Source organism: Streptomyces sp. NPDC048603, from assembly GCF_043199475.1.
GTDB lineage: Bacteria > Actinomycetota > Actinomycetes > Streptomycetales > Streptomycetaceae > Streptomyces.
Genome location: NZ_JBICVY010000014.1, coordinates 79,963 through 99,646 on the forward strand (window position 1 = coordinate 79,963; position 19,684 = coordinate 99,646).

General features: G+C 72.3%; 16 protein-coding genes. 10 read left to right on the forward strand and 6 right to left on the reverse strand.

Features of this window, described 5'->3' with window-relative positions; genetic code table 11:
- Positions 1 to 193: 193 nt before the first annotated feature.
- The gene (locus ACGFQ9_RS30685) at positions 194 to 2,116 is read left to right on the forward strand and encodes an amidohydrolase (RefSeq protein WP_393578298.1); all 1,923 of its coding nucleotides are present in this window, start codon (positions 194 to 196) and stop codon (positions 2,114 to 2,116) included.
- A 25-nt stretch (positions 2,117 to 2,141) separates the two neighbouring features.
- Here the strand turns inward: ACGFQ9_RS30685 and ACGFQ9_RS30690 are convergent, their stop codons facing one another.
- On the reverse strand, positions 2,142 to 3,098 hold the full coding sequence (locus ACGFQ9_RS30690; protein ID WP_393578299.1) for an ion transporter: 957 nt from the start codon (positions 3,096 to 3,098) through the stop codon (positions 2,142 to 2,144).
- 489 nt (positions 3,099 to 3,587) lie between these two features.
- Here ACGFQ9_RS30690 and ACGFQ9_RS30695 point away from each other — a divergent pair, with 489 nt between their 5' ends.
- From ACGFQ9_RS30695 to ACGFQ9_RS30715, 5 genes are all read left to right on the forward strand, one after another.
- Positions 3,588 to 4,571, forward strand: coding sequence for a hypothetical protein (locus ACGFQ9_RS30695; RefSeq protein ID WP_393578300.1), 984 nt, complete (start codon positions 3,588 to 3,590; stop codon positions 4,569 to 4,571).
- Positions 4,572 to 4,638: 67 nt separating this feature from the next.
- Positions 4,639 to 6,168 carry a helix-turn-helix domain-containing protein gene (locus ACGFQ9_RS30700; protein ID WP_393578301.1) on the forward strand — a complete coding sequence of 510 codons (1,530 nt, stop codon included), beginning with the start codon at positions 4,639 to 4,641 and terminating at the stop codon, positions 6,166 to 6,168.
- Positions 6,169 to 6,498: 330 nt separating this feature from the next.
- Complete coding sequence (locus ACGFQ9_RS30705) at positions 6,499 to 7,080, forward strand: hypothetical protein (protein WP_393578302.1); 582 nt, start codon at positions 6,499 to 6,501, stop codon at positions 7,078 to 7,080.
- A gap of 301 nt (positions 7,081 to 7,381) precedes the next feature.
- Positions 7,382 to 7,969 (forward strand): hypothetical protein, encoded by a 588-nt coding sequence (locus ACGFQ9_RS30710; RefSeq protein WP_393578303.1) that lies wholly within the window; start codon positions 7,382 to 7,384, stop codon positions 7,967 to 7,969.
- A gap of 60 nt (positions 7,970 to 8,029) precedes the next feature.
- Positions 8,030 to 8,650 carry a hypothetical protein gene (locus ACGFQ9_RS30715; RefSeq protein WP_393578304.1) on the forward strand — a complete coding sequence of 207 codons (621 nt, stop codon included), beginning with the start codon at positions 8,030 to 8,032 and terminating at the stop codon, positions 8,648 to 8,650.
- Between the two features lie 497 nt (positions 8,651 to 9,147).
- Here the strand turns inward: ACGFQ9_RS30715 and ACGFQ9_RS30720 are convergent, their stop codons facing one another.
- On the reverse strand, positions 9,148 to 9,486 hold the full coding sequence (locus ACGFQ9_RS30720) for a hypothetical protein (RefSeq protein ID WP_393578305.1): 339 nt from the start codon (positions 9,484 to 9,486) through the stop codon (positions 9,148 to 9,150).
- Between the two features lie 266 nt (positions 9,487 to 9,752).
- On the opposite strand from ACGFQ9_RS30720, the gene ACGFQ9_RS30725 reads away from it, so the two are divergent.
- From ACGFQ9_RS30725 to ACGFQ9_RS30735, 3 genes are all read left to right on the forward strand, one after another.
- Positions 9,753 to 10,226 carry a hypothetical protein gene (locus ACGFQ9_RS30725; RefSeq protein WP_393578307.1) on the forward strand — a complete coding sequence of 158 codons (474 nt, stop codon included), beginning with the start codon at positions 9,753 to 9,755 and terminating at the stop codon, positions 10,224 to 10,226.
- 212 nt (positions 10,227 to 10,438) lie between these two features.
- Complete coding sequence (locus tag ACGFQ9_RS30730; RefSeq protein WP_393578308.1) at positions 10,439 to 11,818, forward strand: cytochrome P450; 1,380 nt, start codon at positions 10,439 to 10,441, stop codon at positions 11,816 to 11,818.
- An 8-nt stretch (positions 11,819 to 11,826) separates the two neighbouring features.
- Positions 11,827 to 12,726: a helix-turn-helix domain-containing protein gene (locus ACGFQ9_RS30735; protein ID WP_393578310.1), complete on the forward strand. Its 900-nt coding sequence runs from the start codon at positions 11,827 to 11,829 to the stop codon at positions 12,724 to 12,726.
- Positions 12,727 to 13,103: 377 nt separating this feature from the next.
- On the opposite strand, the gene ACGFQ9_RS30740 is transcribed toward ACGFQ9_RS30735, so the two are convergent.
- Positions 13,104 to 14,627: an MFS transporter gene (locus ACGFQ9_RS30740; protein WP_393578459.1), complete on the reverse strand. Its 1,524-nt coding sequence runs from the start codon at positions 14,625 to 14,627 to the stop codon at positions 13,104 to 13,106.
- A 259-nt stretch (positions 14,628 to 14,886) separates the two neighbouring features.
- On the opposite strand from ACGFQ9_RS30740, the gene ACGFQ9_RS30745 reads away from it, so the two are divergent.
- Positions 14,887 to 16,893 carry an alpha/beta fold hydrolase gene (locus tag ACGFQ9_RS30745; RefSeq protein ID WP_393578312.1) on the forward strand — a complete coding sequence of 669 codons (2,007 nt, stop codon included), beginning with the start codon at positions 14,887 to 14,889 and terminating at the stop codon, positions 16,891 to 16,893.
- Between the two features lie 63 nt (positions 16,894 to 16,956).
- On the opposite strand, the gene ACGFQ9_RS30750 is transcribed toward ACGFQ9_RS30745, so the two are convergent.
- The 3 genes from ACGFQ9_RS30750 to ACGFQ9_RS30760 are packed head-to-tail and all read right to left on the reverse strand — an operon-like array spanning position 16,957 to position 19,657.
- Positions 16,957 to 17,625, reverse strand: coding sequence for a GntR family transcriptional regulator (locus tag ACGFQ9_RS30750; RefSeq protein ID WP_393578314.1), 669 nt, complete (start codon positions 17,623 to 17,625; stop codon positions 16,957 to 16,959).
- 41 nt (positions 17,626 to 17,666) lie between these two features.
- Positions 17,667 to 18,650, reverse strand: a complete 984-nt coding sequence (locus tag ACGFQ9_RS30755; RefSeq protein WP_393578316.1) for an ornithine cyclodeaminase family protein — start codon at positions 18,648 to 18,650, stop codon at positions 17,667 to 17,669.
- Positions 18,647 to 19,657 carry a proline racemase family protein gene (locus ACGFQ9_RS30760; protein ID WP_393578461.1) on the reverse strand — a complete coding sequence of 337 codons (1,011 nt, stop codon included), beginning with the start codon at positions 19,655 to 19,657 and terminating at the stop codon, positions 18,647 to 18,649. Before ACGFQ9_RS30760 ends, ACGFQ9_RS30755 begins: the two co-directional genes overlap by 4 nt.
- Positions 19,658 to 19,684: the final 27 nt, after the last annotated feature.

Here is a 19,684-nt window from a genome sequence, read left to right on the forward strand (position 1 = left end):
GGGCTGCCGGGCGGGCGGAACAGTGCCCGGGGTGCGGATTCCGTTGCCGGGGGCGGGTTCCGGTTAACGGGTTAATCACCGATCGTCCTGGCCACAGCCGGCGGCGGTCGATGGTGGCCAACGGCGGTCGGTGTCCGTCACGTTCACGTTCACGGTCTCGTTCACGTGCGCGTTCGTCCTCGTGGAGTGGTTCATGAAGTTCACAACGTCCTCCTCCGGCCCGTCCCGGAGGGGCCTGCTCGCCGCGGCCGGTGCCGCAGGTGCGGCCGGCCTGATCGGCGGCCCGGCGGCCGGTGCCGCCGCCGCTGCAGCTCCCGCTCCCGCGAAGCGCGGTTCCGCCGCCCTGGTGATCCACAACGCCCGGGTGTTCACGGGTACGCACGGCGGCCCGCCGGTCGACGCGGTCGCGGTCGGCCGGGACGGCACCGTGCTGGACACCGGCCGGGGCCGGGCCCTGCACCGGTACGTCGGGCGGGACACCGAGGTGGTCGACGCACGCGGCAACACGGTGATGAGCGGGATCCACGACGGGCACGTCCACCCGCTCGGGGCGGGCGACCGTTCGCTCCGCCCGTCGCTGGAAGGCGCGGAGACCACCCTGCCCGAACTCCAGGAGATCCTGCGCGGGTTCCTCGCCGACACCGGCGGGGCGGGCGCCGAACCGGACGGCTGGCTGGTCGTGGAGGACTGGAACCCGGTCGGGCTGCTGCCGACCGGCACCGTCCCGCACCACTCCATGCTGGACGCGCTGCCGACCCGCCGCCCGGTGATCCTCGTCGGCGGCGACGGCCACAACCTGTGGGCCAACCAGCGCGCCCTGGACACCGCGGGCATCACCGCGGCCACCCCCGACCCGCCCGGCGGGAAGATCGTCAAGGGGCCCGACGGCCGGCCCACGGGCGTGCTCAAGGACGATGCGCAGGGCCTGGTCAAGCGGCACGTTCCGGAGCAGACCCGGGCGGAGCTCGTGGCGGCCTGCGCGAAGGTGCTGGAGCAGGCGGCCGCCTCCGGCCTCACCACGATGATGGACGCGCTGGTCGGACGGCACGAACTGGAGCTGTACCGGGACCTCGCCGCGGCCGGGAAGCTGCCGCAGCGGATCGTTCCCGCGCTCCGGCTGGAGGTGGAGCAGACCCGGGACCCGGCGGGCTCCCTGGCCTACGCGCGGGACCTCCGCCGGGAGTTCGGCGGCGTGCCGGGGCTCCGGTTCGGGATGATCAAGGTCTTCCTGGACGGGGTCATCGAGTACCCGGCGCAGACGGCGGCCCTGCTGGAACCGTACCTGGACGGGACGACCGGGAAGCCGACCGGCAACCGGGGCGAGCTGTACACCACGGCCGGGGAGTACGGACGCCTCACCGCCGCCTTCAACCGGGCCGGCTGGCAGATGCACGCGCACGGGCTCGGCGACCGGGCGGTCCGTACCGCCCTGGACGGGTACGCGTACGCCCGCCGGGCCACCGGGCAGCGGGACCCGCGCAATGCCGTCGCCCACCTGCAGCTCGTGGACCCGGCGGACCTGCGGCGCTTCGCCGCCCTCGGCGTCGCGGCCTGCATGCAGCTGCAGTGGGCGGCGAAGGACACCTGGACGATGGAGGCGCTGCTGCCGTACATCGGGCCGCGGCGGCACCGGTGGATGTACCCGGCACGGAGCCTGGAGCACGCCGGCGCCCGGCTGTCCGGCGGCTCGGACTGGCCGGTGGACGCCCTGCAGGTGTGGAACCAGCTGCGGACGGCCGTAGACCGCCAGGGCGCGCACGGCTCCGGCGAGCTCTACCGCGAGCTGGAGGGCCTGAGCCGTACGTCGGCCCTGCGGATGCACACGTCGGGCACGGCGTGGCAGCTGCGGCAGGAGGCGCTGACCGGGACGGTGGAGCGGGGGAAGGCCGCCGACCTGGTGCTGCTGGACCGGGACGTGACCCGCTGCCCGGTACCGGACATCAGCGACACGGTCGTCGAACTCACCCTGGTCGGCGGGCGCGTGGTCCACGACGCACGGTCCACCACGGGCCGGGCGGCCGCGGCCCGCGTGACCCGCGCGGCGTCCGGCCCCCGCCCCGCGTCGTACGCGGCGGTCCACGACGGCGGCCGGCACGCCGCCTGCTGCGGGGCATAGGCCGGGCGCCGGCCGGCGCCCGGGATCAGGTGCGGCCCGCCGGGACCCGTGGGGCCCGGTCGAGGCTGGCCTCCAGTTCGTCCAGTGCCCGTCGGGCGTTCGCGATGCGCTCGCGCACCTCGTGGGACTCCGCGTCCGCCAGAGCCGGGGCGGCCGCCGCGGGCGGCGGCGGGTCCGCTGACATCGACGGCGACGGCGACGTCTTCGGCGACGGCGGCGGGCCCGGCTGCTTCGGACTCGCCCGCTTCTCCTGCTCCGCCTTCTCCATCTCCCGCGCCTCGTCCAGCGAGCCGAGGACCACCCCGATCAGCATGTTGACCAGCAGAAAGGAGGCCAGCAGGGCGTACGACGCGTAGTAGAGGATGCTGAACCGCGAGATCTCCAGCCCGGCCCGGACGGCATCGGTGAGCCCGTCCATCGTGGTGAGCAGGAAGAGCGTCAGGCCGGCCCGGCCGATGGAGCCGTAGTGGGCGGGATCGACCCGGGCGAAACAGATCCAGCCGATCATGGCGTAGACGTAGAGCACCAGCCCGCCGACGAACAGGAAGCTCACGGTCCCCGGCAGGCTGCGCCCCATCGCGATCAGCAGGATCCGGAGCTGCGGCAGGAACCGGGCCGTGCGCAGCACCCGGGCCAGCCGCAGCAGCCGGAAGACGGTGGCGTTGTCCCACACCAGCGGGAGGAGCGAGGAGAGCACGACGGCCAGGTCGAAGAGGTGCCAGGGATCGCGGAAGAACGCCCGCGGCCGGTCCGCGCAGGCTCCGGCGCGGATCAGCAGCTCCAGCACGAACAGGGCCAGGCAGGCGTGTTCGACGGCCCGGATCTCCTGCTCGTAGGCGAGGACGGTCCCGCGGTACGTCTCCACGCCGAGGACCGCGGCGTTGACCAGGATCAGCGCGAAGACGCTCAGCCCGAAGGCGGGGTCCTCGATGATCGCCCGGCAGCGGGCGGCCAGTCCCGCCCGGCGACGGGACGATCTCATCTCGGGCACCATCGGGCATCACCTCTGCGCAGCATCGAGTTCGGGCATACCGGGCATCACCGCCAGGACATGCCGGGGCATGACAAGACCCGCGGCGGAAGGGCGTACGCCGGGGTCGCACGGAACAACGCGGGAACGCGCCCCTGGACGTGACCCGACGGGCATCATGACCGGAACGGGTGACGTGACTCCGGCGGCCCGCGGCGGGTCCGGCCGAGGCCGGACCAACTGGCCGTACGGGAAGCACTGCTGCGGTCGAGCGGCGCCCGCGCGGCCCATCGGTCGGCGCGCGACGGACCCGCGGACGTCACCCGGAAGGCCCCGCCCAGCGCCCGGGCGTTGACAGCCGAGGCAGTCTCCCCGGCGCGGCTCTCGGGCACGAGGTGCGCGCGGCGGCCGCAGCGCTCGGCCTTTCGGGCAGGGGGTGGGATGCACCGATGGAGCACTCCGACGCGTCCACGCAGGCGCACAGCGGCGAGCATGGGGGGCATGAACCGTGCTGTGGGCTCTGACGGGCAGCAGCCTCGCCGCGGGCGCTTCGAAGCCGTCCACCTGTGGGTCACCACACTCACCAGCGTTGTCGCGCTGGCCATCTCGCTTTACAGCTTCAACGCTCTGCGGCGGCAACCCGAGGTGGACGTCACTCTGCCCCATCTGGTGCGGTTCGAGCCCCGGGGGCCTGGCGGAGAGGTCCACCTCTTCATCCAGCCGACCGTCTCCAGCCGCATCCGAACCGAGGACGTCGAGATCATCACCGACGCGGCGCTGCACCTGCGGCCGAGCGATCAGGCGGTGAAGCCGCCGCGCTTCTTCTGGGACGAGTCCGGCGCCTGGAAGTACGACCACGCATCGAACGGGCTCAACTACGAGCGGCTGGCCGACCCCACCCCACTCGTCGTCGGCCAGCACAGCCCCCAGCAACCGACCCTTCTCTTCAACGCCCGCGGCTGGTCGGTCAAGGAAGGCAGGTACGAGGGCGTCCTGGAGCTCCACCGGGCCACCCGCCGAAAGCCGATCGAACGGCCGTTCTGCTTGGACATCTCCGCGCAGGACGTCGCCATCTTCGCGAAAGCACCCGAACGCGACTTCTTCGAACTCCGTAACGACGCCCCCGAAGGCAGAGCCGACCACACCGGCTGCTACCACTCCCGGGCCGCGACGGCGCCGAACGGGGCAGATGTCCACAGATCACTGCGAACCGCCGACGGAATGTCATCACTCTCACACCGCAGGAGCGGAAAGCGCCTCCGCCATCCGGAGCAACCACCCCGGGAGGTTCAGCGGGAACACCCGGCTCCAACCCGCCCCCGTGAACAGCGGCAGCCCGCAACCCTGCTGGTCAAGCCCGCCACCCACCAGGCCGACGGGGCGGCCCGGATGAAACCGGGCGGCCTGTTCACCCCGGGACGGGACCGGCAGACCGGGCACCGAGGAGGAGCGCGGCGCGACCCGGACACAACGGACACGAGCTGACGGTGCGTAACACCCGTCTGCCACACCCCAGGGGAGCCCCATCTCATATCTGAGATACGGTGCACCCATGGCAGACGACTACCTCGTACGCATCGGCAGGCTCATCCGTGACGCCCGGCAACACCGGGGATGGACCCAGAGCCAGCTCGCCGAGGCGCTCGGCACCAGCCAGAGCGCCGTGAACCGGATCGAGCGCGGCAACCAGAACATCAGCCTTGAGATGATCGCCCGAATCGGCGAAGCGCTCGACAGCGAGATCGTCGCTCTCGGCTACTCCGGCCCGATGCACCTGAGGGTCGTCGGCGGCCGCCGCCTCTCCGGCGCCATCGACGTCAAGACGAGCAAGAACGCGTGCGTGGCCCTGCTCTGCGCCAGCCTCCTCAACAAGGGCCGCACGGTCCTGCGCCGGGTCGCCCGGATCGAGGAGGTCTACCGCCTGCTGGAGGTCCTCGGCTCCATCGGCGTCCGCACCCGCTGGATCAACGACGGCGTGGACCTGGAACTCGTCCCGCCGGCCGAGCTCGACATGGACGCCATCGACGCGGAGGCGGCCGTCCGCACCCGGAGCATCATCATGTTCCTGGGTCCCCTGCTCCACCGGATGGACCAGTTCCGCCTGCCCTACGCCGGCGGCTGCGACCTCGGTACCCGCACCATCGAGCCGCACATGATCGCCCTGCGCCGCTTCGGCCTGGACATCACCGCGACCGAGGGCATCTACCACGCCAAGGTCGAGCCCGGCGTCAGCCCCGACCGCCCGATCGTGCTGACCGAGCGCGGGGACACGGTCACCGAGAACGCCCTGCTCGCCGCGGCCCGCCACGACGGCGTCACGGTCATCCGCAACGCCTCCTCCAACTACATGGTCCAGGACCTGTGCTTCTTCCTGGAGGCCCTGGGCGTCAAGGTCGAGGGCATCGGCACCACCACCCTCACCGTGCACGGCGTCCCGAACATCGACGTGGACGTCGACTACTCCCCCTCCGAGGACCCGGTCGAGGCCATGAGCCTCCTGGCCGCCGCGGTGGTCACGGAATCCGAACTGACCATCCGCCGCGTGCCGATCGAGTTCATGGAGATCGAGCTCGCGGTCCTGGAGGAGATGGGGCTGGACCACGACCGCTCGGCGGAGTACACGGCCGACAACGGCCGCACCCGCCTGGTCGACCTGACGGTCCGCCCCTCCAAGCTCGAGGCGCCGATCGACAAGATCCACCCCATGCCCTTCCCGGGCCTGAACATCGACAACGTCCCGTTCTTCGCGGCGATCGCGGCCACCGCCCAGGGCAAAACCCTCATCCACGACTGGGTCTACGACAACCGCGCCATCTACCTCACGGACCTCAACCGGCTCGGCGGCCGCCTCCAGCTCCTGGACCCGCACCGCGTCCTGGTCGAAGGCCCCACCCGCTGGCGCGCGGCCGAGATGATGTGCCCGCCGGCCCTCCGCCCGGCGGTGGTCGTCCTCCTGGCCATGATGGCCGCCGAGGGCACGTCGGTCCTCCGCAACGTCTACGTCATCAACCGCGGCTACGAGGAACTCGCCGAACGCCTCAACTCGGTCGGCGCCCAGATCGAAATCTTCCGCGATATCTAGGAAGCGGAACAGACAGGAACCAACCAGGACTTGGCGACACTCCCCGAGTCTGGCTCCTGACCCGCGGAAACACTTCCAACACCTCTCGGCGCATGCCGGCACGTCCCGTCACCTTGTACAAGGAACGTGCGATCCAAGCACGATTGACTGACGATCGTCGGCCATCGAGGCACCCGGACGAGGCCCCGAAACTCTTCCCAGAGAGTGACGGGGCCTCATCTGGCATCTGGTGGGGATGCCGAGTCCGCCATCCACGGGGCCGCGCCACCGCACGGACGCGCTGTTCGCCGTGGCACTGACGTGTCAGCGGCACTCGTTACCGTCCATCCCATGACCTCAAGTGATCATCTGCTCGACCTGATCCGGACCACCCCGGAGATCGATCTGCTCCTGCGGTCGTCGTTCGGCTTCGACATCCACAGGAAGCACTACGGCGAGGGCTTGAGGCTTGCCTCGGGTGCACCGCTGGAGGCGATCGCCGGAGAGTCCGCCGGTGGGGCGTACTTCCTGTGTGCCGAGCAGAACGGTCGCCGGCCGGTGGTGTACGCGAGCTCCGAAGGAGAAGGCGGGCTGCTCGCCGATGACCTGGCGGACGCGCTGGAGATCATCATCGAGCTGGAGTGGCGGGACTGCCTCTCGTTCTCGGGCGGTGGCGATGCGGAGGTCATGCAGGTCTCTGCTCAACACCTCGAGCGGACCCGCGACAAGCACAACCCGGACATCGACAGCGAGGCCGCCCAGGTGGCCGAAGCCCTGTCGCTGCGGATCGCGCCTGTCACCGACCTCGTCATCCGGTTGCAGGCAGCCGCCTCGAAGACCGAACCGGACTATGTCGTGACCGACCAGGAGGGGGAAGAGTACGGCCCACTGTTCGGCGATCACGCGGAGCCCCGCCACGGCGGCTGGAGCTGAACCCGACCGGCCGCTGCTTGCTGCTGCCGGTCGTATCGACACTGGCGCCTCGGCCGACATCCGACAACGCGTCGGGCAGATTCGCAGACGTGCCTGCCGACCCTGCTCCCCGGAGTGCCACTCCCGCATTGGTTGCGACGGCGACACAGGCCCCACTTCGGTGGGGCTTTGTCGCATCTGCCCACTGCGTGCGGAGCATCCGCTGAACTTGGGTTACGGCTCGATATGCACAGGTGGCACAGATTGACATTCTGTTTAAGCTGAGCGCCGCACATCTATGACATACCCAGGAGTTCCACGCGTGTCGACGCCCCAGCAGCCCGGTTACGGCTACCCGCAGCAGCCCTACGGCCAGCCCCCCATGCCCCCGCAGAAGCAGGGCATGAGCACCGGCAAGAAGATCGCGCTCGGCTGCGGCATTCCCACCGTCCTCGGCCTGATCCTCGTGGGCGGCTGCACGGCCCTGGTCGGCAAGGCCGCCGACGACGTCTCCAAGGAGCTGGACAAGAACCACGACTCCGCCGTGGTCGCCCCCTCCGGCTCGGCCAAGGCCGGCGACAACTCGAAGGTCTCCCAGCCCGACATCACCCAGGACGTGAAGGTCACCTCCTGCAAGGTGAGGACCGGCGACTACGGCCTCAAGGAACTCGACGTCAAGGTCGAGTACACCAACAGCGGCGACCGCCGGTTCACGTACCTCGCCGAAGGCGAGATCCTCGTCAACGGCGCGAAGAAGGCCGACATCTTGTCGACGGGGCAGAACCTCGCCCCCGGCCAGAAGTACACCGACGACAAGGCGGGCGGCCTCGGCTACAGCGTGGCCGATGACGCGAAGTCCGGCGACAAGATCGAGTGCAAGATCGTGAAGGTCTCCCGCAACTCCTTCTGACCTGAGCCACACCCCCGGAAGCCCCCGCACCGGCGCCGCGCCGACCGCGGGGGCTTCCGGATGCCCATCTCACGATGCGGCTGCCTGGTCCTTCTCCTCCTGCTCGTCGGCCTGGTCGCCGGCTGCAAGGCTCTCGTGGACGATGACGATGCCGACAAGTCCGGCCCGAAGCCGGGCGCATCCGCATCGGCATCGGCCGGCCCGTCCGCGGCCCCCGTGGCCGCCGAGAAGTTCATCGGCCAGAGCACACCGGAGACATGGACGAGGCTTGAGGCAAGCGGATACGGCGTCTCGGCCTACATGGCCACGACGCCCGCCCTCGTTGTGGACCGGTACAGCTTTACGCGCGGGTGCTTCGTTCAGCAGGACGGTCTGAAGGTGCGGCTGTACGTACTGGCCGACGCGTTCGGGTGCCCCGACCGCATCGGCGGCGAGAGCAAGGTGAACATCCCCAGCACCAGGCCGGATCCCGAGCCCGAGCCCGAACCGGAACCCGAGCGCAAGCAGGACCCCGAGCCGGACCCCGAGCCGGAGCCGGAGCGTACGCGCCGGTACGTGCCGCCGCCTGCGAAGCCGAAGCCGCCGTCGGCGCCGCGCCGGGACGAACGCCCCGGCGGGAAGGGAGGCTGCCCTCCCGGCGGCTGCTACAACCCCTGCCCTCCCGGAGGCTGCACCCGCTAGCCCCCGCCGCGCCCCCTCAGAGCGCCAGTGCGGCCATGGTCAGGACCCGCGTCCTCTTGTTCAAGGTCATCCCCGCAGGGCCAGGATGCGGTTCATCCCCGTCACGCCACCGCAGCGCTCCCGGGCGGAGCGGTTCGGTGAAGAAGGGGACAGGAGAGAGAAGACCAAGATCACGGAATTGCCATGCCTTCCGGGAACCTACCGGGCAAAGTGTGCGCTATGCGCGGTCTTCGTGAAGAGCGGTCCCTACAAGGACAAGCGCACACGGATCGAGTTCCGACCGACCAGGGAGGACAGCCGTGAACGGCAAGACCGCCCCCGCCGGCGTCACCATCCTCGCGCCCGGCCTCACCAACGGCCCGAGAACACCTCTCCTCCGCCGCCGGACCGACAGCACCACCCGCACGGCCCTGCTCCCCGCGAAGGAGGGCGGGGCTCTCCGATTACGTGAAACGGCCCGTCCGGGCCTCGAACCGAAGGAACACAGTGAAGAACCTTTACGCGAAGGCCGCCCTGGCGACCTCGATAGCCGCCCTGGCGATGGCCACCCTCTCCTTCGCCACCAACGCCACCGCCGGTAGCCCCACTCCCGCACCGACCCCTGCCAACTGCTGCTGCACCCCCACTCCGCAGCCCTCGCCCAGCACCACGGCGAAGCCCACGACCAAGCCGTCCACCAGCCCCACCCCGGCCCCGAAGCCGTCCGTCACCGCCCCGCCAAAGCCCTCGCCGAGCACCCCGCCGACGCCCACCGCCCCGCCGAAGGCCTCGCCGAGCGCCCCGCCGAAGCCCTCCACCGGCAGCGCCGGCACCACCGGATAACCGCGCAGCACCACCCGCGGGCCCCGTTCTCCACGAAGGGAGGGCTGGGCAGGCTGAGGGGGAAAGGCCAGGCCGTGGCAGAGATCGTGCCGCGGCCGTGGGCCCGTGTACGCCGCCACGGAGGAGGGGAAGCATGGGCCCGAACTGGTTGCCGCCCGCGCCCTCTGCCGAAGCCCCCCATATCCTCCAACGGGCCATTGCAGAAGCGTCATTGGGGACTTCGCTCCAGGAACGTGCCTGCCCGTGTCCATGTCGATCCGAACGATCCGTAGGAGGACGGATGGTGAAGCTGCTGCCGCTGGAGGTAGGCCCGCTGAACCCGGACGGGACCGAGCTCGTTGTCGGAGCGATCTTGTTCGCGCTGGTGTACGCGCTGATGCTGGTACCTCTGAAGCGCATCCGGCAGGTCATGGTGACGCGTCAGGACCTGATCGAGGTCGCTGTCTGCTGTGCGCTGGATCGGCGGGAGGAGGCCCGTGCGGTACGGGAGATGTGCGAGCGCGTGATCGCCGAGGGGCGGCGCGAGGCGGCGCTCGTCCGGCGTTCCCTGGCCGAGGAGGGAGCGCGGCTGATGGAGGAGGCCCGCGTCGAAGGGCTGCGGGAGCGAGCCGGCATCGTGGCGGCGGGGCAGCAGCGGATCTCCGCCGAACGCGCGGCCGCCGAGGCGGCGCTGCGATCCGATGCGGAGGCGCTGGCGGTGGAACTGGCGGGGCGGATCCTCGGGGAACCCGTCACAGCCGTCGCGCCCCGTTAGGACCGGGGCCGCTCGACGGCCTGCCCGGCGCGGTCGGGCCGGCGTGGTCGGGTTGGCGCTCGCGGGGCGGTTGGGGCTGTGGGTGTCCGTCCTCGCGTTGCTGCTGCACGAACGTCAAGGGCGGGATTCGGCCGCCTGACGGGCGTCGGGGCTCGCCCTCGAGGGCAACCGGACGGCAGAATCGCGGTGTCGATACCGCGGAAGGGGCCGGGATGGCAGTGACAGAGGGCGTCGGCGCGAAGGTCCCCGGGCTGGCGGGCGTGCCGCTGCTCGGGTCGGTGCTCGACCTCCGCAAGGACTCGCTCGGAACCTATCTGCGGGCCCGGCGCGAGCTCGGTGACGTAGTTCGGATCACCGCCGGGCCGCCCGGCCTGCGGGTCGAGCTGTACTGCGTGTTCTCCGCCGAGGGGGCGCAGCAGGTGCTGGCCTCGGACGCGGCCAACTTCCGCAAGGAAAACACCTTCTACCAGGAGGTGCGCGAGTCCTTCGGGAACGGCCTGCTGACCAGCCAGGACCAGGACTACCTGCGCCAGCGGCGGCTGGTCCAGCCGCTGTTCACCCGGCGCCGGGTGGACTCGTACGCCGGCGCCATCGCCGCCGAGACCCAAGCCGCCCTGGACGGCTGGAAGACAGCCCCCGGCGGGGTGGTGGACGTGTCCGACTCCATGATGGAGCTCGCCCTGCGCGCGGTGGCGCGGATCCTCTTCGGGGCGGACGTCGAGGCCACCGTGCCCGTCGTGGACCGGTGCTTTCCGGTCATCACGGATTACGTGCTCAAGCGCGGGTACTCCCCCGTGAGCATCCCCCGCGGCTGGCCCACGCCGGGAAACAAGCGGGCGGCCGCCGCGATAGGGGAGCTGTACGGCGTGTGCGACTCGATCATCGAGCGCCGGCGCCGGGACGGGGACGACGGCGAGGACCTGTTGTCGCTGCTGGCGGCGGCCGGCGGCGGTGAGGACGGCGAGGACGGAGCGTTCGACGACACCGAGCTCCGCGACCAGGTGCTCATCTTCCTGCTCGCCGGGCACGAGACCACCGCGACCTCGCTGGCCTTCGCCCTGCACCTGCTCGCCCGCCACCCCGAGGTGCAGGACCGGGCCCGGGAGGAGATCGCGAAGGCGCTGGGCGGACGGACCCCGGAGGCCGCGGACCTGGACCGGCTGCCGTACCTGACGCAGGTGCTGAAGGAGGCCATGCGGCTGTATCCGGCGGCCCCTGTGATCGGCCGCCGGTCCGTCGCCGCGTCCCAGGTCGACGGGTACACCGTGCCCGCCGGGGTGGACGTGATCATCGCGCCCTGGGTCACCCACCGGCACCCCCGCTACTGGCCGGATCCCGAGCGGTTCGACCCGGACCGGTTCAGCCCGGACGCGGAGGCCGGCCGGCCCCGGTACGCCTGGCTGCCGTTCGGCGGGGGCCCGCGCGCCTGCATCGGGCAGCACTTCTCGATGCTGGAGTCGGTGATCGCCCTGGCGATCATCCTCCGGACGTACGAGTTCGAACCCGTGGACCAGGAGGTCCCGGTGGCGGCCGGGATCACCCTGGGGGTGACCGGCCCGGCCCGGTGCCGGATCCGTCCCGTCGCCTCCTAGACAGTGCCGTGAGACGGTCCTGGGGGGTCACCGGGCACGGGACGTGGCGGCTGACCACCAGCGCGCCCGCGCCGGCCCTGCGGCCGGGGGTTCGCGGATACCGCGGCTACCGGGTGGAGATGGACCGTCCGCAGCGCCGGATCGAGATCCCGAACGGGACCGCGACCGTGGTCGTCAACTTCGCGGAGCCGGTACGGATATCCAAGGCGACCGGAGCGGAGGCCAAGAGCGCCGGCGGTGGCGCGGGCGGCGGCGGCACGGCCTTCCAATCGCTGCTCACCGGCCTGCGCACCGACGCGACGGTCGGTGAGCACGGAGGGCGGCTGCACGGGGTGGAGATCCACTTCGCCCCGTGGATGGCCTTCACCGTCTTCGGGCTCCCGATGCACGAGCTCCGGGACCGGGTCGTCCCGCTCGCCGATCTGCCGGGCGCCGAGGCCGGCCGGCTGGAGGCACTGCTCGCCCGGGCTCCGCACTGGGCCGAACGGTTCGAGCTGCTCGACGCGGTGCTGCTGGAGCGGGCCGCCACCGGGCCGACGGCCGCCCCGCAGGTGGTGTGGGCGTGGAGCCGGCTGCTGCGTACGGGCGGTCTGGTGCCCCTCGACGACCTCGCGGCCGGGGCCGGCTGGAGCGCCCGCCGCCTGGAGCACCGGTTCCGCGAGCAGATCGGACTGTCGCCCAAATCCGCCGCACGCGTGCTGCGGATGCAGCGGGCCCTGCGGATGCTGACCCGCGGACACCGGGCCTCCGAGGCGGCGTCGGCGTGCGGCTTCTACGACCAGGCGCACCTGCACCGGGACTTCCGGGAGATGACCGGCTGCTCGCCGGGCCAGTTCCTGTCGTACCGGGGCGGGGGCGAACGGCCGGTGGACCGGGTCCCTGGACGGGTGACCAGCGTCCTGCTGTGATCGCGAGGCCGGCCCGCCCGGAGCGGCGCCGGTCCGGAGCGGCGCCGGTCCGGAGCGGCGCCCGCCCGACCTGCGGCGCGGCGGTTTTTTCCAATACCCGGGCCATGCCGTCCTGCGAGGATGACGCCACTTCCACAGGTCCACCGGGCGCACGGGGGTGGGGCCGGGCGGTGCGGGCCGTGCCCGCCACCCGGCCCCCAGGCGCCCGGTCACCCCTCACCGGGAGTCGGCGCCCGGTGAGGGGTGGCCGGGGCAGTCCCGCGGCGCGCCGGGACGCCCCGGCCACCCGTAGTCACACCCGTAGTCACACCCGTAGTCACACCCGTAGTCAGCAGTAATCAGCCGTGGCCACTCGCGTCAGCCGCAGTCAGCCGCGGTCACCCGTGATGGTTCCCCTGCAGCCGCTCCAGGTCGGAGGGCCGGACCTGGATCACGAACAGCGCGATCGCCGCCCCGACCAGCGTGAACGCGGCCGCCACGGTGAACGCCGCGGACACTCCCGCCGTCAGAACCCGGTCCCCCCACGGATCCGGCAGCATCCCGGTGCGTTCGAACAGCACCCGCTGCACCGGCGTGGCGCCCGCCAGGAAGGCCGCCATCTGCCGCGTCCCCTCGCTGGTACTGGCCGCACCGAACACGGTGACCAGGATGGACAGGCCCAGCGAGCCGCCCACCTGCTGGGTGGTGTTCAGCAGCCCGGAGGCCGCACCCGACTCCCGGTCGGCGACGTTCGACAGGGCCATCAGGGTCAGCGAGACGAACTGCATGCCCATGCCTGCGCTGAACAGAAGCATCGGCCCCAGGATGCTGCCCAGGTAGGTGGAGTGGATGTCGGTGAGGCTCAGCCAGGCCAGCCCGACGGTGGTGCTCAGCGCGCCGCCCACCATGAACGGCTTCGGGCCGAACTTCGGCAGCAGCTTCGAGGTGATGTTCGCGACCACCGCGACCATCACGCTGACCGGCAGGAAGGACAGGCCCGCCTGGATCGGGCTGAAGCCGAGCACGTTCTGCACGAACAGGGTCAGGAAGAAGAACATGCCGAACAGGGCGCAGGCGAGGAAGAGCATGATGCCGTACGTCCCCGCGCGGTTGCGGTCGGCGAACATGTGCAGCGGGGTGATGGGCTGCCGCGAGCGGCGCTCCACCAGCACGAAGCCGGTGAGGAGGACCACCGCGGCGCCGAAGGAGACGAGGGTGCCCGGGTCCCGCCAGCCCTCCTGGGCGGCCCGGATGAACCCGTAGACCAGGGCCACCACTCCGAGGGTGCCGGTGAGCGCGCCGGCGAGGTCGAAGTGCCCGGGGTGGCGTTCGGACTCCTTCAGGACGTGGGGCGCCATCAGGGCGATCGTCAGCGCGATGGGGACGTTGACGAAGAACACCCAGCGCCAGTCGAGCCATTCGACGAGCATGCCGCCCGCCAGCAGGCCGATCGCGCCCCCGCCGGCCGATACGGCCGCGAACACGCCGAAGGCCCGGTTGCGCTCCGGGCCTTCCCTGAAGGTGGTGCTGATCAGGGCCAGCGAGGTCGGCGAGGCGACCGCCGCACCGGCGCCCTGCAGGGCCCGTGCGGCCATCAGCTGACCGGAGGTCTGGGCGAATCCGCCGAGCAGCGAGGCCAGCCCGAAGAGCAGCACGCCGAAGATCCACACGCGGCGCCGGCCGAGGATGTCGCCCGCCCTGCCGCCGAGCAGCAGCAGGCCGCCGAAGGTGAGGGTGTAGGCGTTGACCACCCAGGACAGGCTCTCGGTGGAGAAGTCCAGCGCCGTCTGGATGTGCGGCAGGGCGATGTTCACGATGGTGATGTCGAGCACCACCATCAACTGGCAGGAGGCGATGACGAAGAGGGCGAGTCCGTCCCCGCGCCCTTCGGCCTTGCCGCCACCCGGTTCGGTGGACGGCACAGGGGCGTTCCGGTCCGCGTTCCGGTCCACGATTACGACGCTAAGCCCGGGCGCGGAGCGTCACCACCCGAACGGCCGAAGGCTGGTCGCATAACATTTCACATGTCACACTTCACGTCAGGATGCGTTTCTCGATCTCTCCGCCCGCACCGGACGGTTCGCCTACGGCGCCCCCCGCGCCTTCGCCTTCGGCGACGACGCCCGCCTGCTCTACTTCCTCCGCTCCACCGGACCCACCGACCCCTACGACTCCCTCTGGGTGCTCGACACCGCGACCGGCGCCGAGAGGCTGCTCGCCGATCCGCGCGAGCTCTCCCCCGAACCCGGCGAACTGCCCGTGGCCGAGCGCCGGCTCCGCGAACGCATCCGGCTGGTGGCCGCGGGCATAGGCACGTATGCCCTCTCCGGCGACGGACTGCGGGCCGTCTTCGCGCTCTACGGCCGGCTGTACGAGGCCCCGGGCGACGGCACCGGGAAAACGCGGGAGATCCCGGCCGCGGGACCGGTCGTGGACCCGCGGCCGAACACCGACGGCAGCCTGATCGCGTACGTGAGCGAGGACGCCCTGTACGTCGCCCGGGCGGGCGGCGACACCACAGAGCCGGGTGGCGACACCACGGCACCGGGCGAGGGCACCACGGCACCGGGCTCCGGCGCGGCCGCCCCGTGGACCACCGGGCGGATCAGCCCCGACGACGGCGCCCGCTGGGGCCTGGCCGAGTTCGCGGCCGCCGAGGAGCTGGGCCGGGCCCGCGGCCACTGGTGGTCCCCCGACGGGCAGGCCCTGCTCGCCGCACGGGTGGACGAGTCCGCACTGCAGCGCCGCTGGTTCGCCGACCCGGCCCACCCCGAACTCCCCGCCGAGGACTTCGCCTACCCGGAGGCCGGCGGCCCGAACGCCTCGGTCGGGCTGTGGGTCATGGGCCCGGCCGGCCGCCGGGTCCGCCTGGACTGGGACTCCCGCACCTACCCCTACGTCTCCGACGCGGGCTGGGAGGGCGCGGAGGAGATCCTGCTGACCGTCCAGGACCGGCTCCAGCAGAACGTCCTCCTGCTCTCCGCCGACCCGGCCACCGGCGCCACCCGTGAGCTGTCCCGCACCACCCACCCGCACTGGGTGGACCCGCTGCCGGGCACCCCGGCCCGCCTCTCCGACGGCCGGATGCTCACCGCCGCCGACACTCCGGACGGCACCGCCCGCGCGCTCGCGCTGGACGGCGTCCTGCTCACCAGGGACGAGGTCCAGATCCGCCGGGTGGCCGGGGAGCACCGCGGCGCCCTGCTGGTCGAGGCCGGTCTGCGCGAACCCGCCGAACAGCAGGTCCTCCTGCTCGACCCGGACAGCGGCACCCTCACCCCGCTCGCCGACGGGCCCGGCGTGCACTCCGCGGCCGCCTCCGCCGGAGCGCTGCTGCTGACCTCGGCCGGCCCGGACGGGATCCGCAGGACCGTGCGCGCCGCCGACGGACGGGAGTTCACCCCCGCCGACCTCTCCGAGCCGCTGCCGTACCGGGTGGTGCCCCGGCTGACCCGGGTCACCGAACACGGCCTGCCCACCGCGGTGGTGCTGCCCCGCGGCCATGTGCCGGGGCAGCGGCTGCCGGTGCTGGTGCAGGGGTACGGCGGCCCCGGCTTCCAGGACGTGAGCCTGGAGCCGCGCCGATGGCAGCACCGGCAGTGGTGGGCCGACCAGGGCTTCGCCGTGGTCACCGTCGACAACCGGGGCACCCCGTACGTGTCCCCCGCCTTCACCCACGCCATGTACCGGGACTTCTCCCGGGTCACCCTGGACGACCAGGCGGCCGCCCTCCGGGCGCTCGGCGAGCGGCACCCCGAGCTCGACCTCGGCCGGGTCGGGGTCATGGGCTGGTCCTACGGCGGCTACCTGGCCGCGGCGGCCGTACTGCGCCGCCCGGACGTCTTCCACGCGGCGGTGGCGGGCGCCCCGCCCACCGACTTCCGCCACTACGACACCGCCTACACGGAGCGCTACCTCGGCCTGCCCCAGGACAACCCCGAGGTGTACGAGCAGGAGTCGCTGATCGCGGACGCCCCCGCGCTGACCCGCCCGCTCCTCCTGATCACCGGCCTGGCCGACGACAACGTGCACCCCTCGCACACCCTGCGGCTCTCCCGGGCCCTGACCGACGCGGGCCGCCCCCACCGGCTCCTCGCCCTCCCGGGCGTCACCCACATGACCCCGAACGGCACTTACGAGAAGATCGCCGCCCAGGAACTCGCCTTCCTGAAGGCGGCCTTGCACTAGCCGGGGACCGGCGAGCGGCCCCGGCCGGGGTGGTCTCGGCCGGGGCCGCTCTGCCTTGGGCGGCTACTCGGCCTGGTCGGCCCAGAGGGAGCGGACGTGGCCGAGGTGGCGGCGCATGCAGGCCTCGGCGGCGGGGGCGTCACCGGCCAGCATCAGGTCGAGGAGTTCGAGGTGCTCCTCCGCCGAGGACACCAGCAGACCGGCCTTGTCCAGGCTGGTCAGGCCGTACAGCCGGGACCGCTTGCGCAGGTCGCCGACGGTCTCCACCAGGCGTTCGTTGCCGGCGAGGCCGAGCAGGGTGAGGTGGAAGCGGCGGTCGGCCTCCAGGTAGCCGATCAGATTGTGTTCCCGGGCCTGGGTGACGATCTCCTGGGCGATGGGCCGGAGTTCCTCCAGGGCCTCCTTGGCGGCGATCCGGGTGACCACGCCGATGGTGGGGACCTCGATCAGGGTGCGCAGCTCGGTGTACTGGTCCAGGTCGCGTTCGCTGACCTCGGTGACCCGGAACCCCTTGTTGCGGACCGGCTCGACCAGGCCTTCGCGGGCCAGGTCGAGCATCGCCTCGCGCACCGGGGTGGCCGACACGCCGAGGTCGGCGGCGAGGGTGGGAGCCGAGTAGACCCGGCCGGGCTCCAGCTGTCCGGCTATCAGGGCTGCTCGAAGGGCGTGGCCTACCTGATCGCGAAGCCGCTCCTGGGCCTTGATGAGACTGTGCTGCTTCAGGTCACCCATCGCTTTTCCTCCGAGAAATCGCAGAGGAACAGCGTACAATGTCACGTTTCGCTGTTCGCCCCGGTGGCCCCACTCGCGGCCCGGTACAGGGCCACCGCCACAGCGAGATCTTCCCAGGCCATGCCCACGCTCTTGAAGAGGTGTGGACAGCCGGACGTCCCGCCCTGTGCGGCGGGCCCGGCGGGGCCGGCGGCCGGCCCGCGCCCGGCGACCAGGTCGGCCAGGGTGCCGGTGATGTGGCCCGGCCCGATCGCGCCCTCGGCCTCGGGGACCAGCAGGTCGCCCGCCTCGCGCAGGGCCGCCGCCCGCGATTCCACCCACACCGCGGCGCGTCGCACGAGCGCGGTGTCGGTCTCGCGGGCCTCCGGCTCGTGCGAGCCGACCGCGACGACGGTGGCGCCGTCGGCCACCAGCCGTCCGTCGAAGAGGGGTTCGCGGGCCGTGGTGCAGCAGACCACCAGATCGGCCCCGGCCACGTCGGCGGGGCTGCCGGTACGGGCGGCCACTCCGCGGGTCCGGGCGTACGCGGCGAGCCGGGCGGCTCCGTCCCCGTTCCGCCCGACCACCGTCACCCCGTCGAGCTCGCGCTCCGCGAGCAGCGCGTCGAGGTGTCCGTACGCCTGCGGGCCGGTGCCGAACAGCACCGTCCGCAGCGGCCGCCCGGCCGGGGTGAGCGCGCGTACCGCGAGGGCGGACACCGCCGGGGTGCGCAGCGCGGTGAGCGCGGCGGCGTCGAGCAGGGCGACCGGCCGCAGGGTCGGGCCGTCGAGCAGCAGGTAGCTGCCGGTGATCCGGGCCAGGCCGCGGGCGGGGTTGCCGGGCGCGACCCCGGCCACCTTCACCCCGGCCCAGGCCCCGGACGCGGCGGGCATCAGGAGTAGCTCGCCCGCCGGGACGGGGACGCTGGTGCGCTGCGGGCAGCCCTCCGGGTCGAGCCCGGAGCGCAGGGCGTCGGCGAGGGCGTCGGCGACGGCCGCCGGGCCGAGCAGCCCGGCGATCTCCTCCGCCCCGAGGGAGTACGTCACAACAGGAATCCGGTGCCGAGGGTGTCCCGGGAGTCCAGCAGGAAGCTGTGCTCGCCGGTGCGGTAGGCGGTGCCGGTGACCTCGGTGACTCCGCCGTCGAGTATCCGGCCGGTGAACACCGTGCCGGCCACGGACTCGTGGAGCAGGTCCTGTCCGGTCCCGAGCAGTCCTTCCCCGGCGAGCAGCGCCAGCCGGGCGGAGGTGCCGGAGCCGCAGGGCGAGCGGTCGATCTGGCCGTCGGCGAAGACCGTGACGTTGCGCTGGTGCGGGCCGAACGGGGTGTCGGGCAGTTCCTCGTACAGGATGACCCCGTAGACGCCGGAGAGCAGCGGGCCGTCCGGATGCCAGGCGGCCGGGTGCGTGGCCAGCGCGGTGCGGATCTCCTGGCCGGCCCGGACCAGGGCGGGCAGGTCGGCGGGGATGACCTTCAGGCCGAGGTCGCGGGCGCGCACGGAGGCGTAACAGGCCCCGGCGTGCGCGATGTCCACCTCGGCGATGCCCAGGGTGGTGGCCACGGGCACTCCGCGGGCGGCGACCCGGGCCGGGACGTTCCGGAAGGTGACCCCGGTGGTGCGGCCGCCGTCACGGTGGACGGTGGCGGTGACCCGCCCGGACGGTACGTCGATCCTGACCTGCGCGTCCCCGTCGTCGGGGGCCGCCACGAGTCCGCTGTCCACCGCCCAGACGCCGAGGGCCATGGTGCCGTGCCCGCAGGCGGTGGAGTAGCCGTCCTTGTGCCAGAACAGCACCCCGAGGTGGGCCCCGTCGTCGTCGGGCGGGACCAGGAACCCGCCGTACATCCCGGCGTGTCCCCGCGGTTCCTGCACCAGCATGCGCCGTACGTCGTCCAGCGCGCTGAGCCGGGGCGCGGTGCCGGAGCCTCCGGGGCCGATGGCGGTGGCGCAGCGCGCGGCGACGGTGTCCCCGGGGACGGGCGGGAGGCCCTCGGTGACGATCCGGAAGGGTTCGCCGGCGGTGTGGTAGTCGGTGGTGCGGACGGAGTGCACCGTGTAGGAGGAGTCCGCGGGCGCCGC

Excerpts from the sequence above, each read along its gene's own strand:
- ACGFQ9_RS30700 (WP_393578301.1), top strand. The coding sequence starts at position 4,639 with ATGGCAGACGACTACCTCGTACGCATCGGCAGGCTCATCCGTGACGCC.
- ACGFQ9_RS30695 (WP_393578300.1), top strand. The coding sequence starts at position 3,588 with ATGAACCGTGCTGTGGGCTCTGACGGGCAGCAGCCTCGCCGCGGGCGC.
- ACGFQ9_RS30715 (WP_393578304.1), top strand. The coding sequence starts at position 8,030 with ATGCCCATCTCACGATGCGGCTGCCTGGTCCTTCTCCTCCTGCTCGTC.
- ACGFQ9_RS30705 (WP_393578302.1), top strand. The coding sequence starts at position 6,499 with ATGACCTCAAGTGATCATCTGCTCGACCTGATCCGGACCACCCCGGAG.
- ACGFQ9_RS30690 (WP_393578299.1), bottom strand. The coding sequence starts at position 3,098 with ATGAGATCGTCCCGTCGCCGGGCGGGACTGGCCGCCCGCTGCCGGGCG.
- ACGFQ9_RS30725 (WP_393578307.1), top strand. The coding sequence starts at position 9,753 with ATGGTGAAGCTGCTGCCGCTGGAGGTAGGCCCGCTGAACCCGGACGGG.
- ACGFQ9_RS30685 (WP_393578298.1), top strand. The coding sequence starts at position 194 with ATGAAGTTCACAACGTCCTCCTCCGGCCCGTCCCGGAGGGGCCTGCTC.
- ACGFQ9_RS30750 (WP_393578314.1), bottom strand. The coding sequence starts at position 17,625 with ATGGGTGACCTGAAGCAGCACAGTCTCATCAAGGCCCAGGAGCGGCTT.
- ACGFQ9_RS30730 (WP_393578308.1), top strand. The coding sequence starts at position 10,439 with ATGGCAGTGACAGAGGGCGTCGGCGCGAAGGTCCCCGGGCTGGCGGGC.